A 16,424-nucleotide genomic window follows, 5' to 3' on the forward strand; every position below is an offset into this window, starting at 1 on the left:
AAAAAGCCCCTGCGCCTCACGGTCGCAGGGGCTTTTTCATGAGCGCCCGGCAATCAGGCGCGATCGCGTTCCAGCAGCGGCTTGAGGAAATGGCCGGTGTGCGACTGGGGCATCTCGGCCACCTGCTCCGGCGTGCCGTTGGCGATGATCTGGCCGCCCTTGGAGCCGCCCTCGGGGCCGAGGTCGACCAGCCAGTCGGCGGTCTTGATCACGTCCAGGTTGTGCTCGATCACCACCACGGTGTTGCCGTGGTCGCGCAGGCGGTGGAGCACGTCGAGCAGTTGCTGGATGTCGGCGAAATGCAGGCCGGTGGTCGGTTCGTCGAGGATGTACAGGGTCTTGCCGGTATCGCGCTTGGACAGCTCGCGGGACAGCTTGACCCGCTGCGCCTCGCCGCCCGAGAGGGTGGTCGCGCTCTGGCCCAGCTTGATGTAGGACAGGCCGACGTCCATCAGCGTCTGCAGCTTGCGCGCCAGGGCGGGGACGGCGTCGAAGAACTCGCGGGCTTCCTCGATGGTCATCTCCAGCACCTCGTGGATGCTCTTGCCCTTGTAGCGGATCTCCAGGGTCTCGCGGTTGTAGCGCTTGCCCTTGCAGACATCGCAGGGAACGTAGATGTCCGGCAGGAAGTGCATCTCCACCTTGATCACGCCGTCGCCCTGGCAGGCCTCGCAACGGCCGCCCTTGACGTTGAACGAGAAGCGGCCGGGACCGTAGCCGCGCGAGCGGGCCTCCGGCACGCCGGAGAACAGTTCGCGGATCGGCGTGAACAGGCCGGTATAGGTCGCCGGGTTGGAGCGCGGGGTACGACCGATCGGGCTCTGGTCGATGTCGACCACCTTGTCCAGGTGCTGCAGGCCGTCGAACGAGTCATACGGCGCCACTTCCAGGGTAGTCGCGCCGTTCAGCGCGGTGGCGGTGATCGGGAACAGGGTGTTGTTGATCAGCGTCGACTTGCCGGAGCCCGAGACCCCGGTGATGCAGGTGAACAGGCCGACCGGGATTTCCAGGTTGACGTTCTGCAGGTTGTTGCCGCGGGCGCCTTTCAGCTTCAGCAGCTTCTTCTTGTCGCGCGGGGTGCGCTTGGCCGGAACCGCGATTTTCTTGCGCCCGGAAAGGTACTTGCCGGTCAGCGAGTCGGGGTGGTTCATCACTTGGTCGGGCGTACCTTCCGCCACTACCTGGCCGCCGTGCACGCCGGCGCCCGGACCGATGTCGACGACGTAGTCGGCGAGTCGGATCGCGTCCTCGTCGTGCTCGACCACGATCACCGTGTTGCCGAGGTTGCGCAGGTGGGTGAGGGTGCCGAGCAGGCGCTCGTTGTCGCGTTGGTGCAGGCCGATCGAGGGTTCGTCGAGGATGTACATCACTCCCACCAGGCCGGCGCCGATCTGGCTGGCCAGGCGGATGCGCTGGGCTTCGCCGCCGGACAGGGTGTCGGCGCTGCGGTCGAGGGTCAGGTAGTCGAGGCCGACGTTGACCAGGAATTGCAGGCGGTCGCGGATTTCCTTGAGGATCTTCGCCGCGATCTCGCCACGGCGGCCGGTCAGGCTGAGTCCGGCGGCATACTCGCAGGCTTCGCCGACCGGCATCGCGGTGATCGCCGGCAGCGTCCGGTCGCCGACCCACACATGCCGCGCCTCGCGGCGCAGGCGGGTACCGTGGCAATCCGGGCAGGGCTGGGTGCTGAGGAACTTGGCCAGCTCCTCGCGGACCGTGGCCGACTCGGTCTCGCGGTAGCGCCGCTCAAGGTTCGGCAGGATGCCTTCGAAGGGGTGCGAACGCTTGACGATGTCGCCGCGGTCGTTGAGATAGCGGAAGTCGACGTTTTCCCGGCCGGAGCCGTAGAGCACCACCTTCTGGTGTTCGGCGCCGAGTTCGTCGAAGGGTTCTTCCAGGCTGAAGCCGTAATGCTGGGCCAGCGAACCGAGCATCTGGAAGTAATAGACGTTGCGCCGGTCCCAGCCGCGGATCGCGCCCTCGGCCAGGGTCAACTCGCCGTTGACCACCCGGCGCGCGTCGAAGAATTGCTTCACGCCGAGGCCGTCGCAGGTCGGACAGGCGCCGGCCGGGTTGTTGAAGGAGAACAGCTTGGGTTCCAGCTCGCTGATCGAGTGGCCGCAGACCGGGCAGGCGAAGCGCGCTGAGAAGATGATCTCCTCGACATCCTCGTCCTCGTCCATCGGTGCTACCAGGGCGATACCGTCGGCCAGGGACAGGGCGGTCTCGAACGACTCGGCCAGGCGTTGCTGGAGGTCCGCGCGAACCTTGAAGCGGTCCACCACCACATCGATGCTGTGCTTCTTCTGCTTATCCAGCTTCGGCACTTCGTCGAGTTCGTAGAGCTTGCCGTCGACCCGGGCGCGGACGAAGCCCTGCGCGCGCATCTCGTCGAACACCGCCAGGTGCTCGCCCTTGCGCTCGCGGATCACCGGCGCCAGCAGCATCAGCTTGCTGCCTTCCGGCAGGGCCAGGACCTGGTCGACCATCTGGCTGACGGTCTGCGCCTCCAGCGGGATGTCGTGGTCCGGGCAGCGCGGGGTACCGACGCGGGCATAAAGCAGGCGCAGGTAGTCGTAGATCTCGGTGATCGTACCCACGGTGGAGCGTGGGTTGTGGGAAGTGGACTTCTGTTCGATGGAAATCGCCGGCGACAGCCCTTCGATGGTGTCCACGTCCGGCTTTTCCATCATCGACAGGAACTGCCGGGCGTAGGCCGAGAGGGATTCCACGTAGCGCCGCTGGCCTTCCGCATAGAGCGTGTCGAAAGCCAGGGAAGACTTGCCGGAACCGGAAAGACCGGTGATCACGATCAGTTTGTCGCGTGGCAGTGTGAGGTCGACGTTCTTCAGGTTGTGGGTACGCGCCCCACGAATCAGGATCTTATCCACAGCGGCCTCGCATGGCGGGCGAAAACCGCTGATTATACGGCTGGCCGCTAGCGCGCGGCAAAGTGGCGCGCCTGTGCCGCGAGGGGGCGGACTGGTAGAATGCGCGGCATTTTTCCGGCGCGGGCATTGCCCCGGCCGCCCAGGAGCGGGCGGCGGCGCCATCGGCAGGGGCATGAGGCCTTGCCCTGCAGCGGTTTCTTCCATGAGGGTGTTATGCACGACTCACATACTGAGCGGATGAGCGGTACCGAAACGCGCGCGGCCGTCGGGCTGTCACTGGTATTCGCCTTCCGCATGCTCGGCATGTTCATGGTCCTGCCGGTGCTGGCCACCTACGGCCAGGACCTGGCCGGCGCGACCCCGGCGCTGATCGGCCTGGCCATCGGCGCCTATGGCCTGACCCAGGCGATCCTGCAGATTCCCTTCGGGACCATTTCCGACCGCATCGGCCGGCGCCCGGTGATCGTCGTCGGGCTGCTGATCTTCGCCGCCGGCGCGGCCCTCGCGGCCAATGCCGACTCCATCTGGGGGGTGATCGCCGGCCGCGTCCTGCAGGGCGCCGGGGCGATCTCGGCGGCGGTGATGGCACTGCTCTCCGACCTCACCCGCGAGCAGCACCGGACCAAGGCGATGGCGATGATCGGCATGAGCATCGGCGTCTCCTTCGCCGTGGCCATGGTGCTCGGCCCGGTGCTGACCCATCTGTTCGGCCTGCATGGGCTGTTCTGGTTCACCGCCGGGATGGCGCTGGTCGGCCTGCTGCTGATCCTGTTTTTCGTCCCGCAGCCGGACCACATGACCCAGCACCGCGAATCCAGCGTGGCGCGCCAGGCCCTGCTGCCGACCCTGAAGCACGGCGACCTGCTGCGCCTGGACGCCGGCATCCTGATCCTCCACGCCATCCTCATGGCCAGCTTCGTCGCCTTGCCGCTGGCACTGGTGCACGAGGGTGGCCTGCCCAAGGAGCAGCACTGGTGGGTCTACCTGACCGCGCTGCTGGTCGGTTTCTTCGGCATGGTGCCGTTCATCATCTACGCCGAGAAGAAGCGTCGCATGAAGCGCGTGCTGACCGGCGCGGTGGCGACCCTGCTGGCCTGCGAACTGTTCTTCCTGGTCTTCGGTCACAGCCTGGCCATGCTGGTGGTCGGCACGGTGGTGTTCTTCACTGCCTTCAACCTGCTCGAAGCCTCGTTGCCGTCGCTGGTCAGCAAGGTCTCGCCGGCCGGCGGCAAGGGCACGGCAATGGGGGTGTATTCCACCAGCCAATTCCTCGGCGCGGCGCTGGGCGGCATCCTCGGCGGCTGGATGTTCCAGCACGGCGGGCTGAGCATGGTGTTCATCGGATGCGCGGTGCTCGCTGCCCTCTGGCTGGCGATTGCTGTTACCATGCGCGAACCGCCTTATGTGACCAGCATTCGCCTGCCGCTCGCGCCCGCCGCGCTGCAGGACGCGGCGCTGGTCCAGCGATTCAGGGCGTTGCCCGGTGTGGCAGACGCCGTGGTGGTGGCCGAGGAGGCCGCCGCCTATGTCAAAGTGGATACCCAACAAGTGGATCGCACCGCCCTCGAGCGCCTGGCCCAGGCCGCGCCGGGCGGATGCTGAACCTTAGGAGAACGTCATGGCCCGTGGGGTTAACAAAGTCATTCTGGTTGGTAACGTCGGTGGTGACCCGGAAACCCGCTACATGCCCAACGGCAATGCGGTGACCAACATCACCCTCGCCACCAGCGAGAGCTGGAAGGACAAGCAGACCGGCCAGCAACAGGAGCGCACCGAATGGCACCGCGTGGTGTTCTTCGGCCGCCTGGCGGAGATCGCCGGCGAGTACCTGCGCAAGGGTTCCCAGGTCTACGTCGAAGGCAGCCTGCGCACCCGCAAGTGGCAGGGCCAGGATGGTCAGGATCGCTACACCACCGAGATCGTGGTCGACATCAACGGCAACATGCAGTTGCTCGGCGGCCGCCCCTCCGGCGACGACTCGCAGCGTGCCCCGCGCGAGCCCATGCAGCGCCCGCAGCAGGCCCCGCAGCAACAGTCGCGTCCGGCCCCGCAGCAGCAACCGGCGCCGCAACCGGCCCAGGATTACGACAGCTTCGACGACGACATTCCGTTCTGAGCGAAGCCCTTGCGGCGCGGCCCGCCCGCGCCGGGCAGACCTTCGAAGACCCCCTGCCGCCCTCGGGCCGCAGGGGGTCTTCGTTTTCAGGCGACGCCGCGTTGCAAGGGCACTTCGTCCAGGCCGCCTATAGCGGATAGAGCGTCCCGCATGGCACTGAGCTTAAGGCAGGTTTCGCGATACTCGTGGGCCGGTTCCGAATCGCCTACCAGGCCGCAGCCGGCGAACAGGTAGCCCCGGCCCGGCGTGAGCAGGGCCGAGCGCAGCGCCACCAGGAAATCGCCGTTGCCTTCGCCGTCGAGCCAGCCCAGCGGCGCGGCGTACCAGCCGCGGTCCATCCCTTCGTGCTGGCGGATGTAGTCCAGCGCCGCGCTGCGTGGGTAGCCGCCCACCGCGGGGGTCGGATGCAGCGCCTGCAGCAGGCGCAGGATGCCGCCTGCGTCGGCGAGGCGGGCGCGGATCGGCGTGTTCAGGTGCTGGACTCGCGCCAGTCGTTTCAGGTCGGGCGCATCGGGGATTTCCAGCGCCTCGCTGAAGGGTTCCAGGGCCGTGCGGATCGCTTCCACCACCAACTGGTGTTCGTGCCTGTCCTTGGCGCTGTCCAGCAGGGCCTGTCCGAGCCGCGCATCTTCCTGGGCATCGCCGCCACGGGCGATGGTCCCGGCCAGGGCATGGGTGAGCGCCTCGCCGGCGCGAATGCGGACCAGGCGTTCCGGGGAGGCGCCGAGGAAGCAGGCGTTGCCGCGGCGACAGGCGAACAGCTGGGCGTCGGCATGTTGCAGACGCAGGTGTTCGATGACCTGCCACGGCTCGATGTCGCCGAGAGGCCGGGCCTGGGTGCGGGCCAGCACGACCTTGCCGAAGCGTCCCTGGCGGACACTGCTTACCGCGTCGCTCACCTTGGCTTCCCATTGCCTGCGCTCCAGCGCCGAAGCGTCGCCCTGCGCGCCAGCGGTCGGCCCCGGGGGCCGGCGCCTGGCCGCCTGCCTCAGGCGCAGTAGCGCCGAGCAGTGGTAGGCGGCCAGGGCCAGGGCATCTTCGCCGGGTTTGGCCAGGTGTTGGCAGAGTACCCGGTAGCGTTCGCCCTCGCGCAGCACGGTGATGCCGGCGAGCATCAGGCTGGCATCGGCGAAGGCTTGCCAGTGTTCCTCGCGCGGGCCGCGCGGATCGAAGCGGAATCCGCCGCACAGGCGCGGCGCCAGCGGGCCCTCGACGACGGCGTCGGCGCAGAGCAATTGCCAGTTTTCCTCGATCCGGGCGAAGCGTTGTTCGCCGTGGCCTTGCAGCTCCAGGACGCAGCCCCAGGCGAAGAACGCCAGCTCGGGCTGTTCCCAGTACAGGCAGGGCGTTTGCCGGTCGTCCCAGGCACCGAATACCTGCAGCGGGTCCAATGGGTCGATCTCGAACGACGCCGCCACCAGGACCGGACGATCGAGTGCCTGCGCCTGGCCGATGGCGCGCTCGAAGGTGCTGCGCAAGGCGTGCAGGCACTGGCTCAGGGGCGCCAGCCGGCTCATGCGGCACCCCGTGTCTGGCGCCAGTACTTGATCTGCTCGGCGATGTACCAGTGGATGATCTGCGCGAACAGTCCCTCGACGAAGGGCGCGTCGAGTCCGTTTTCCTCGGCCCAGCGGGCGCGCTCGGGGAGCATCGCGGCGACCCGCTCGGGCGCCGGAATCGCCGCTTCGCTGGCCTTGAAGCGCGACGCCGCCTTGACGTAGTCCATGCGGCGGCCGAGGGCCTGGACGATATCCAGATCGATCCGGTCGATGGCCTCGCGGATGTCCGCCAGGCCGGTGCAGTCTTCGGGGGTTTTCATCATGCAACCTCTCGGGAAAGGGTGTCGGGATGTGCGAGGCGGCGCAGCAGGTGCTCGATCACCGCGTCGCGCCCCTCGCTCAGGTAGAAGTGGCCGCCAGGAAAGCGCCGCAGCCTGGCGGGAGTCCGGCTGGCGTCGCTCCAGGCCTGCGCCTCGGCGGCGCTGACTTCCTCGTCGTGCTCGCCGAGGAGGAGGTCGAGGGCGCAGGCCAGGGCGATGGGCTGCGCCCGTCGGTAGGTCTCGATCGCCTGGTAGTCGGCGCGCAGGATCGGCAGGAACAGCGCGCGCAGATCGGCGTCCTCGAGTAGCTCGCTGGCGCCACCCTGGCGGCGGATATCCTCCAGCAGCGCCGCCTCGTCGCCGCGGTGCAACGCGCCGCCGCGTTGCCGGTGCGGTGCCGGATGGGCGGAGACGAACAGGTGGCGCAGCGGCGCGCCGGCGCTTTCCAGGCGCAGGGCGGTTTCGTAGGCCAGCGCCGCGCCGAGACTGTGGCCGAACAACGCCAGGGGCGCGTCGGCGAAATCGCGCAGGGCGAGGGCGGCGCCGTCGGCGAGGTCTTCCAGGCGGGTTGCCGGCGCTTCGTTGAAACGGTCCTCGCGGCCCGGGTACTGCAGGGCAAGCAGGTCGATGTCTGGCGGCAGGTGTTCGCTCCAGCTACGGAAGAAGCTGGCGCTGCCGCCTGCATGGGGGAAGCAGGCCAGGCGCAGGCGCGGCATCGGCGTCAGGCGGAACGGCCGGACCCAGGCGGCGCTCATGCGCGGGCCTCCAGCTCGCGGCGCAGGCGTTCGCGCAGGTCCTTCTTGCTGATCTTGCCGATGCCGGTCTGGGGGAAGGCCGGGACCAGCTCGATGCGGTCCGGCACCTTGAACGCGGCCAGCCCGCAGGCGTGCAGGTATTGCTTCAGCTTCAGCGCCGAGGGCGCCGGCTGGCGCGGAATGACGAAGGCGCAGGTGCGCTCGCCGAGCAGGCTGTCGGGCATCGCCACGACGGTGGCGTCGTGTACCTGCGGATGGGCGATCAGCAGGTTCTCCACCTCTTCCGCGGCGATCTTCTCGCCGCCGCGGTTGATCTGGTCCTTGTCGCGGCCCTCCACCACCAGATAGCCGTCCTTGTCGCGGCTGACCCGGTCGCCGGTGCGGTAGAAGCCGTCCGCGCTGAAGGCCTTGGCGTTGTGTTCGGGCAGGCGGTAGTAGCCGCGGATGGTGTAGGGACCGCGCACGGTCAGTTCGCCGACCTCGCCGGGGCCGACCTCGCGGCCCTCGGCGTCGACCACCCGCACTTCGTCGTCCGGCGACAGCGGCCGGCCCTGGGTATGCAGCACGCGTTCGGGCGGATCGTCCAGGCGGGTGTAGCAGATCAGCCCCTCGGCCATTCCCAGCACCTGTTGCAACTGGCAGCCGAGCACCGGTTCGACGCGTTGCGCGGCACTGCTGCCGAGCCTGGAACCGCCGACCTGGAGCAGACGCAGGCTGGATAGATCGGCGCGACGGCTTTCCTGGGCATCCAGCCAGAGCATCGCCAGCGGCGGTACCAGGGCGGTGTGGGTGACCCGTTCACGGGCGATCAGTGCGAAGCAATGCTCGGGATCGGCGCGCTGGCTGACCACCACGCGGCCGCCGGCCAGCAGCGTGCCGATCACTCCGGGGCAGCAGAGGGTGAAGTTGTGCGCCATCGGCAACCCGGTGAGGTACACCGTGTGCTCGTCGAAGCCGCAGACCTCGGCGCTGGCGCGGACGTTGTAGAGATACTCGCGATGACGCCGGGGAATCAGCTTCGGCGTGCCGGTGGTGCCGCCGGACAACTGGAAGCAGGCGATATCCTCGGCGCGGGCGGCGCAGTCTTCCAGCGCGTCGGCCTGGTACAGCGGTGCCAGCGCTTGCAGCGGCGCCTCGGCCTCGCCGTGGATCAGCGCCATCCGGCAGGCGCCGCTGGCGAGCAGCTCGCGGGCCATCGGCCGTGGGTCGAAGCCGTCGATCCGTTCGGCGCCGATGTAGGCCTTGGCCTCGGCGAAGCGGCAGAAACCGCTGATCTCATGCTGGCGATGGGCGGGGAGGGCGAGCACCGGGCGTACGCCGAGCTGGAACAGGGCGAAGCAGGTCTCGACGAAGGCGATGCCGTTGGGCAGGTGCAGCACTACCGTGTCGCCATGTGCGAGGCCGGCCTGGCGCAGTCCGGCTGCCAGGCGGCGGCAGCGTTGGAGCAGGTCGGCATAGCTGAGCCGCTGGTCTTCGTCGCAGAGCGCGATCCGCCGCGGATGGCGCGCGGCGCTGGCGGCCAGGGCTTCGGCGAAGCTCTGGTCCTGCCAGTGGCCGGCGTCGAGATAGCGGCGGACGAAGGCGGCGGGCCAGTCGGGGGCGTCGTCGACGGCCGATGGGGTGACGGGCGAGGAAGTCATGCGATCTCCGTGGATGCGGTCGATTGCCATTGCTGGGAAATGAGATTTATTATCATTGGCGGGCGGCAGGGACCGCGCAAGCCCGCGCCTTTCGATTGCGGGGCTTTTTCATTCGCTGCAGGGGCGGAGTGCAGGGCGCTTTGTCCATCTCCGCTAAAAAGTCCCCCTGCCCCCACGTATCCAGGAAGGCGTCGCCGCGTCGGCAGCGCCCGGGCTACAGGAAAACCTGATGACCATCACCATCATTGCTCCGCCACAGGCCGATGCCGCCGCGCCGGCACCGGGCAACCGGCCCGGCGTCGCGCACATCGATCCGAACATGAAGCTGGTGACCGGAACCTTCTGTTCGGCCAGCGAGGACTGGTTCGAGGAACCGCTGGAGCGCGGCCTGCGCCTGATCCTCGTGCAGAGCGGCCAGTTGCGCTGCCGGATCCCCGGCCAGCCCGAGCACCTCATCGAGGGGCCGAGCCTGTGCACCATCGCCAACGACGGCGACTTCACCTCGGCGCAGATCTACGGCACCGACAAGCCGTTGCGCTACACCATCGTCCAGCTCGGCGTCGAAGCCCTGGACAGCCGCCTCGGCTGGCTGCCCGAGCAACTGATACGCCGCCCCGGCGGCGATCCGCGGATCATGAGCTGCCCGGCGCCGCGGGCGATGCAGGCGTTGGCCTCGCAGATCGCCACCTGCCAGATGCTCGGTCCGACCCGCGATCTCTACCTCGGCGGCAAGGCCCTGGAGTTGGCCGCGCTCAGCGCCCAGTTCCTTTCCGGCGAGGGGCGCCCCGGCGAGGAGCCGCGCATCACCTGCTCGGAGGTCGAGCGCATCCACGCCGCCCGCGACCTGCTGGTCGGCGCCTTGCAGGAACCGCCGTCGCTGGACACGCTGGCCAGCCGCGTGGGCATGAACCCGCGCAAGCTGACCGCCGGCTTTCGCAAGGTGTTCGGCGCCAGCGTATTCGGCTACCTGCAGGAATACCGCCTGCGCGAGGCGCACCGGATGCTCTGCGACGAAGAGGCGAACGTCTCCACGGTGGCCTACCGAGTGGGCTACAGCCCGGCGCATTTCTCCATCGCTTTCCGCAAGCGCTACGGCATCTCCCCCAGCGAGATCCGCTGAGTCTCCGCGACGACCCCCGACCCGGCCACGGGAGGGGCGTCGCCGCTGCGGGATGACGCTGCATCTAACGAAACAGTCCGGCTGTCTAAAGCATTGTCGGACAGGCCTCCCAGGCAAGTGAGATAAGGTCGCATTTGATAATCGTTGCCAGGAACTGGCAGCCGACCTCAGATGCTTGCCCTAGGGAGCCCCCATGGATCTGCCCCCCGATTCCCGTACCGCCCTGCGCGACTGGCTGACCGAGCAACTCGCCGACCTGCTCGGCGAACCGCTTGCCGACGTGCGCGCCCTGGCGGACGACGACGACCTGCTGGGCTGCGGCCTCGACTCGATCCGCCTGATGTACCTGCAGGAACGCCTGCGCGCGCGTGGCTCGACGCTGGACTTCGCGCAGTTGGCGCAGCGCCCCTGCCTGGGGGCCTGGCTCGACCTGCTGGCCTGCGCGGACCGGCTGTCCGCCCCGGCAGCGGTCGCGCTGCCGACGGCGCAGGATCGCGACCAGCCGTTCGAGCTGTCTTCCGTGCAGCAGGCCTACTGGCTGGGACGTGGCGCCGGCGAGGTGCTGGGCAACGTCAGCTGCCATGCCTTCCTGGAATTCCGCGCGCGGGATGTCGACCCGCAACGCCTGGCCGCGGCGGCGGAGTGCGTGCGTCAACGCCACCCGATGCTGCGGGCGCGCTTCCTCGACGGTCGCCAGCAGATCCTTCCGACGCCGCCGCTGCCCTGCTTCGACCTGCAGGACTGGCGCACCTTGCAGGTGGACGAGGCCGAGCGCGACTGGCAGGCGCTGCGCGACTGGCGCGCCCATGAATGCCTGGCGGTGGAGCGTGGCCAGGTGTTCCTGCTCGGGCTGGTGCGCATGCCGGGCGGCGAGGATCGCCTCTGGCTGAGTCTCGATCTGCTTGCCGCCGATGTCGAAAGCCTGCGCCTGCTGCTGGCCGAACTGGGCGTCGCCTACCTGGCGCCGGAGCGTCTGGCGGAGCCGCCGGCGCTGCATTTCGCCGACTACCTGGCGCGCCGTGCGGCGCAACGCGCCGAGGCCGCGGCGCGGGCCCGCGACTACTGGCTGGAACGCCTGCCGCGCTTGCCGGACGCGCCGGCCCTGCCGTTGGCCTGCGCGCCGGAAAGCATCCGCCAGCCGCGCACCCGGCGCCTGGCATTCCAGCTTTGCGCCGGCGAGAGCCGGCGCCTGGAGCGTCTTGCCGCGCAGCATGGCGTGACCTTGTCCAGCGTGTTCGGCTGCGCCTTCGCGCTGGTCCTGGCGCGCTGGAGCGAAACCGCGGAATTTCTCCTCAACGTGCCGCTGTTCGATCGGCATGCCGACGACCCGCGTATCGGCGAGGTGATCGCCGACTTCACCACCCTGTTGCTGCTGGAGTGCCGGATGCAGGCCGGGGTGTCCTTCGCCGAGGCGGTGAAGAGCTTCCAGCGCAACCTCCACGGAGCCATCGACCACGCCGCATTCCCCGCCCTGGAGGTGCTCCGCGAGGCGCGCCGGCAGGGCCAGCCGCGTTCGGCGCCGGTGGTGTTCGCCAGTAACCTGGGCGAGGAGGGCTTTGTCCCGGCGGCCTTCCGCGACGCTTTCGGCGATCTCCACGACATGCTCTCGCAGACTCCGCAGGTCTGGCTCGACCACCAGCTCTACCGGGTGGGCGACGGTATCCTGCTGGCCTGGGACAGCGTCGTCGGCCTGTTCCCCGAAGGCCTGCCGGAAACCATGTTCGAAGCCTACGTGGGGCTGCTCCAGCGTCTCTGCGACAGCGCCTGGGAGCAGCCCGCCGATCTGCCGTTGCCCTGGGCACAGCAGGCGCGCCGGGCCCTGCTCAACGGCCAGCCGGCATGCGCCATGGCGCGTACCCTGCATCGCGATTTCTTCCTTCGCGCCGCCGAGGCGCCGGATGCCGACGCGCTGCTCTATCGCGACCGACGTGTCACCCGTGGCGAACTGGCCGAGCGTGCGCTGCGCATCGCCGGCGGCCTGCGCGAAGCCGGGGTGCGCCCTGGCGACGCGGTCGAGGTCAGCCTGCCGCGCGGACCGCAGCAGGTCGCGGCGGTATTCGGCGTGCTAGCCGCAGGCGCTTGCTACGTGCCGCTGGACATCGACCAGCCGCCCGCACGGCGGCGCCTGATCGAAGAGGCCGCCGGGGTATGCCTGGCGATCACCGAGGAGGACGATCCGCAGGCCTTGCCGCCGCGCCTGGATGTCCAGCGCCTGCTGCGCGGCCCGGCGCTGGCCGCCCCCGTGCCGCTGGCGCCGCAGGCGAGCGCCTATGTGATCTACACCTCGGGCTCCACCGGGGTGCCCAAGGGCGTCGAGGTCAGCCACGCGGCGGCGATCAATACCATCGACGCGCTGCTCGACCTGCTGCGGGTGGATGCATCGGATCGCTTGCTGGCGGTCTCCGCGCTGGACTTCGATCTGTCGGTCTTCGACCTGTTCGGCGGCCTCGGCGCCGGTGCCAGCCTGGTCCTGCCGGCCCAGGAACAGGCGCGCGATGCCGCCGCCTGGGCGGAGGCTATCCAGCGGCATGCGGTGAGCCTGTGGAACTCGGCGCCGGCCTTGCTGGAGATGGCCCTCAGCCTGCCGGCGAGCCAGGCCGACTATCGCAGCCTGCGGGCGGTGCTGCTGTCCGGCGACTGGGTGGCCCTGGACCTGCCCGGCCGCCTGCGCCCGCGTTGTGCCGAAGGCTGCCGCCTGCATGTGCTGGGTGGCGCTACCGAAGCGGGCATCTGGTCGAACCTGCAGAGCGTCGATACGGTGCCGCCGCACTGGCGTTCGATTCCCTACGGCCGGCCATTGCCGGGACAGGCCTACCGGGTGGTCGACACCCACGGGCGCGACGTGCCGGACCTGGTGGTCGGCGAGCTGTGGATCGGCGGCGCCAGCCTGGCCCGCGGCTATCGCAACGATCCCGAACTCAGCGCCCGGCGCTTCGTCCACGATACCCAGGGCCGCTGGTATCGCACCGGCGATCGCGGTCGCTACTGGGTCGACGGTACCCTGGAATTCCTCGGTCGGGTCGACCAGCAGGTGAAAGTGCGCGGCCAGCGCATCGAGTTGGGCGAGGTGGAGGCCGCGCTGTGCGCCCAGGCTGGCGTGGAGAGCGCCTGCGCGGCGGTGCTCGGCGGTGGCGTGGCAAGTCTCGGCGCGGTGCTGGTACCGCACCTGGCGCCACGGGCCGAAGGCTCCATGGAACTGCCGGCCGCACAGCCCTTCGCCGGCCTGGCAGAGGCCGAGGCGGTACTCACTCGGGAAATCCTCGGCGCGCTGCTGGAGGCGCCGCTGGAGCTGGACGACGGTTTGCGCCGGCGCTGGCTGGACTGGCTGGCGGACTCCGCCGCCAGCGCGCTGCCGCCGCTCGACGAGGCGTTGCGCCGGCTCGGCTGGCAGGCCACGGGGCTTACCGCGATGGGCAACGCCCTGCGCGGCCTGCTCACCGGCGAACAGGCGCCGGCCGCGCTGCTCCTCGATCCCTGGCTGGCGCCGCAGGCAGTGGCCGCGCGCCTGCCGGACGGCCGCGAGGCCCTGGCGCGCCTGCTCGAAGCGCTGCCGACGCCGGCAGCCGGCGAACGCCTGCGGGTGGCGGTGCTGGATACCCGCGCCGGGCTCTGGCTCGACCAGGGCATGGCCTCGCTGTTGCGCCCGGGGCTGGAACTGACCCTCTTCGAACGCAGCCGCGTCCTCCTCGACGCCGCCGCCACCCGTTTGCCGGAACGGATCGCGGTGCAGGCGCTGGACGACGGCCTGCTACCTGCCGAGCACCTCGGACGCTACGACCGGGTGATCAGCTTCGCCGCGCTGCACACCTACGAGGCCAGCCGCGAAGGCCTGGCGCTGGCGGCGGCGCTGCTGCGCCCGCAGGGCCGCTTGTTGCTGGTGGACCTGCTGTGCGAGTCGCCGCTGGCGCTGCTCGGTGCGGCCCTGCTCGACGACCGGCCGCTGCGCCTGACCGAGCTGCCGAGCCTGTTGGCCGATCTCGCCGCTGCGGGACTGGCGCCGCGTTGCCTGTGGCGCAGCGAACGGATCGCCCTGGTCGAGGCGCTGGCGCCGGGACTCGGGCTCGACGTCGCCGCGCTCCAGGCCGGCCTGGAGCAACGCCTGCCCCAGGCGATGCGGCCCGAACGCCTGTGGTGCCTGCCAAGCCTGCCGTTGAACGGCAATGGCAAGGTCGATCGTCGCCGCCTGGCCGAGAGCATGACCCGCGCACTCGGCGAGTGTCGTGACGAGCCCTCGGTGGAGGAGCCGCTGGAAGCCCATGAGCAGGCGCTGGCCGAGTGCTGGGAAGCGGTCCTCAAACGCCCGGTGCGTCGTCGCGAGGCGAGCTTCTTCAGCCTCGGCGGCGACAGCCTGCTGGCGACCCGCCTGCTGGCCGGCATACGTGAGCGTTTCGGCATACGCCTGGGCATGGCCGACTTCTATCGCCGGCCGACCCTGGCCGGGCTCGCCCGCCACCTGCAGGCGCAGACCGTCGAGATCGAGGAAACCCAACTGGAAGAGGGCGTGCTATGAGCCTCGGCGAACTGCTGGAAACCTGCCGCAGCCGGCGCATCGAACTCTGGAGCGAGGCGGGCCGCCTGCGCTATCGCGCCCCCCAGGGCGCCCTCGACGCCGGCCTCGCCGAACGCCTGCGGGCCGAGCGCGAGGCCCTGCTGGAACATCTGGAAGGCGGCCCTGGCTGGCGTGCCGAGCCCGACCTGGCCCACCAGCGCTTCCCGCTGACCCCGGTGCAGGCCGCCTACGTGCTGGGTCGCCAGGCGGCCTTCGACTACGGCGGCAACGCCTGCCAGCTGTACGCCGAGTACGACTGGCCGGTCGACACCGATCCGGTGCGCCTGGAGGCCGCCTGGAACGCCATGGTCGAGCGCCACCCGATGCTGCGCGCGGTGATCGAGGACAACGCCTGGCAGCGCGTACTGCCGGAGGTGCCCTGGCAGCGGTTGACCGTGCATGCCTGCGCGGGGCTCGACGAGGCCGCTTTCCAGACGCACCTGGAGCGGGTCCGCGAACGCCTCGACCACGCCTGTGCGGCGCTCGACCAGTGGCCGGTCCTGCGCCCCGAGCTGAGTATCGGCCGGGATGCCTGCGTGCTGCACTGCTCGGTGGATTTCACCCTGGTCGACTACGCCAGCCTGCAACTGCTGCTTGGCGAATGGCGCCGCCGCTATCTCGATCCGCAATGGACGGCGGAACCGCTGGAGGCGACCTTCCGCGACTATGTCGGCGTCGAGCAGCGCCGACGCCAGTCGCAAGCCTGGCAGCGCGACCGCGACTGGTGGCTGGCGCGTCTCGACGCGCTACCGGGGCGTCCCGACCTGCCGCTGCGGGTGCAGCCGGATACCCGGTCCACGCGCTTCCGGCACTTCCATGCGCGCCTCGACGAGGCCGCCTGGCAGGCGCTCGGCGCGCGCGCCGGCGAACACGGCCTGAGCGCTGCCGGCGTGGCCCTGGCAGCCTTCGCCGAGACCATCGGTCGCTGGAGCCAGGCACCGGCGTTCTGTCTCAACCTGACGGTACTCAACCGGCCGCCGCTGCATCCGCAGCTGGCGCAGGTGCTCGGTGACTTCACCGCGCTCAGCCTGCTGGCGGTGGACAGCCGCCACGGCGACAGTTTCGTCGAGCGCGCCCGTCGCATCGGCGAGCAGATGTTCGACGACCTCGATCACCCGACCTTCAGCGGCGTCGACCTGCTGCGCGAACTGGCGCGCCGGCGCGGTCGCGGCGCCGACCTGATGCCGGTGGTGTTCACCAGTGGCATCGGCAGCGTGCAGCGCCTGCTCGGCGATGGCGAGGCGCCGCGCGCGCCACGCTACATGATCAGCCAGACCCCGCAGGTCTGGCTGGACTGCCAGGTCACCGACCAGTTCGGCGGCCTGGAGATCGGCTGGGACGTACGCCTCGGGTTGTTCCCCGAGGGCCAGGCGGAAGCCATGTTCGACGACTTCGTCGGGCAGCTCCGGCGCCTGGCGCAGAGCCCGCGCGCCTGGACCGACGGCGATGCCACGGAACCCGTCGAGGCGCCGCCGCAGGCGTTGCCCGGTAGTGCCCGGAGCATCGCCGCCGGTTTCGCCGAGCGTGCCCTGCT

Annotated in this window: 9 protein-coding genes and 1 pseudogene; 5 read left to right on the forward strand and 5 right to left on the reverse strand. The window is 69.8% G+C overall.

All coding sequences use genetic code 11. The annotated features are described in order from the left end of the window. Positions 1-53 precede the first annotated feature (53 nt). Entirely contained in the window at positions 54-2,891 is a 2,838-nt protein-coding gene (uvrA, locus tag HMPREF2886_RS13080) for an excinuclease ABC subunit UvrA (RefSeq protein ID WP_003093663.1), read from the reverse strand. Positions 2,892-3,104: 213 nt separating this feature from the next. On the opposite strand from uvrA, the gene HMPREF2886_RS13085 reads away from it, so the two are divergent. Beyond that, positions 3,105-4,493, forward strand: coding sequence for an MFS transporter (locus tag HMPREF2886_RS13085; protein ID WP_024917981.1), 1,389 nt, complete (start codon positions 3,105-3,107; stop codon positions 4,491-4,493). Between the two features lie 16 nt (positions 4,494-4,509). Then, positions 4,510-5,007 (forward strand): single-stranded DNA-binding protein, encoded by a 498-nt coding sequence (ssb, locus tag HMPREF2886_RS13090; protein WP_003114685.1) that lies wholly within the window; start codon positions 4,510-4,512, stop codon positions 5,005-5,007. A gap of 86 nt (positions 5,008-5,093) precedes the next feature. Here ssb and pchA read toward each other — a convergent pair whose 3' ends face one another. From pchA to pchD, 4 genes are read right to left on the reverse strand one after another with little or no spacing between them, the layout of a single operon-like run. After that, positions 5,094-6,524: an isochorismate synthase PchA gene (gene pchA / locus HMPREF2886_RS13095; protein WP_070747520.1), complete on the reverse strand. Its 1,431-nt coding sequence runs from the start codon at positions 6,522-6,524 to the stop codon at positions 5,094-5,096. Continuing rightward, on the reverse strand, positions 6,521-6,826 hold the full coding sequence (pchB, locus tag HMPREF2886_RS13100; RefSeq protein ID WP_003106950.1) for an isochorismate lyase PchB: 306 nt from the start codon (positions 6,824-6,826) through the stop codon (positions 6,521-6,523). Before pchB ends, pchA begins: the two co-directional genes overlap by 4 nt. After that, positions 6,826-7,581: a pyochelin biosynthesis editing thioesterase PchC gene (gene pchC, locus HMPREF2886_RS13105; protein WP_070747525.1), complete on the reverse strand. Its 756-nt coding sequence runs from the start codon at positions 7,579-7,581 to the stop codon at positions 6,826-6,828. Before pchC ends, pchB begins: the two co-directional genes overlap by 1 nt. Next, on the reverse strand, positions 7,578-9,221 hold the full coding sequence (gene pchD / locus HMPREF2886_RS13110; RefSeq protein WP_070747532.1) for a pyochelin biosynthesis salicyl-AMP ligase PchD: 1,644 nt from the start codon (positions 9,219-9,221) through the stop codon (positions 7,578-7,580). Before pchD ends, pchC begins: the two co-directional genes overlap by 4 nt. A 229-nt stretch (positions 9,222-9,450) precedes the next feature. Here pchD and pchR point away from each other — a divergent pair, with 229 nt between their 5' ends. The 3 genes and pseudogenes from pchR to pchF all read left to right on the forward strand — a co-directional run. Beyond that, positions 9,451-10,341 carry a pyochelin biosynthesis transcriptional regulator PchR gene (gene pchR / locus HMPREF2886_RS13115; protein ID WP_033972856.1) on the forward strand — a complete coding sequence of 297 codons (891 nt, stop codon included), beginning with the start codon at positions 9,451-9,453 and terminating at the stop codon, positions 10,339-10,341. A gap of 193 nt (positions 10,342-10,534) precedes the next feature. After that, a complete protein-coding gene (pchE, locus tag HMPREF2886_RS13120) occupies positions 10,535-14,851 on the forward strand; it encodes a pyochelin non-ribosomal peptide synthetase PchE (RefSeq protein WP_033978796.1) in 4,317 nt (1,438 codons plus the stop codon). After that, positions 14,848-16,424: pseudogene (pchF, locus tag HMPREF2886_RS35005) on the forward strand (pyochelin non-ribosomal peptide synthetase PchF); the annotation flags it as partial. The gene pchE and the pseudogene pchF, both read left to right, overlap by 4 nt.

Source organism: Pseudomonas sp. HMSC066A08 (assembly GCF_001813025.1).
Taxonomy (GTDB): domain Bacteria; phylum Pseudomonadota; class Gammaproteobacteria; order Pseudomonadales; family Pseudomonadaceae; genus Pseudomonas; species Pseudomonas aeruginosa.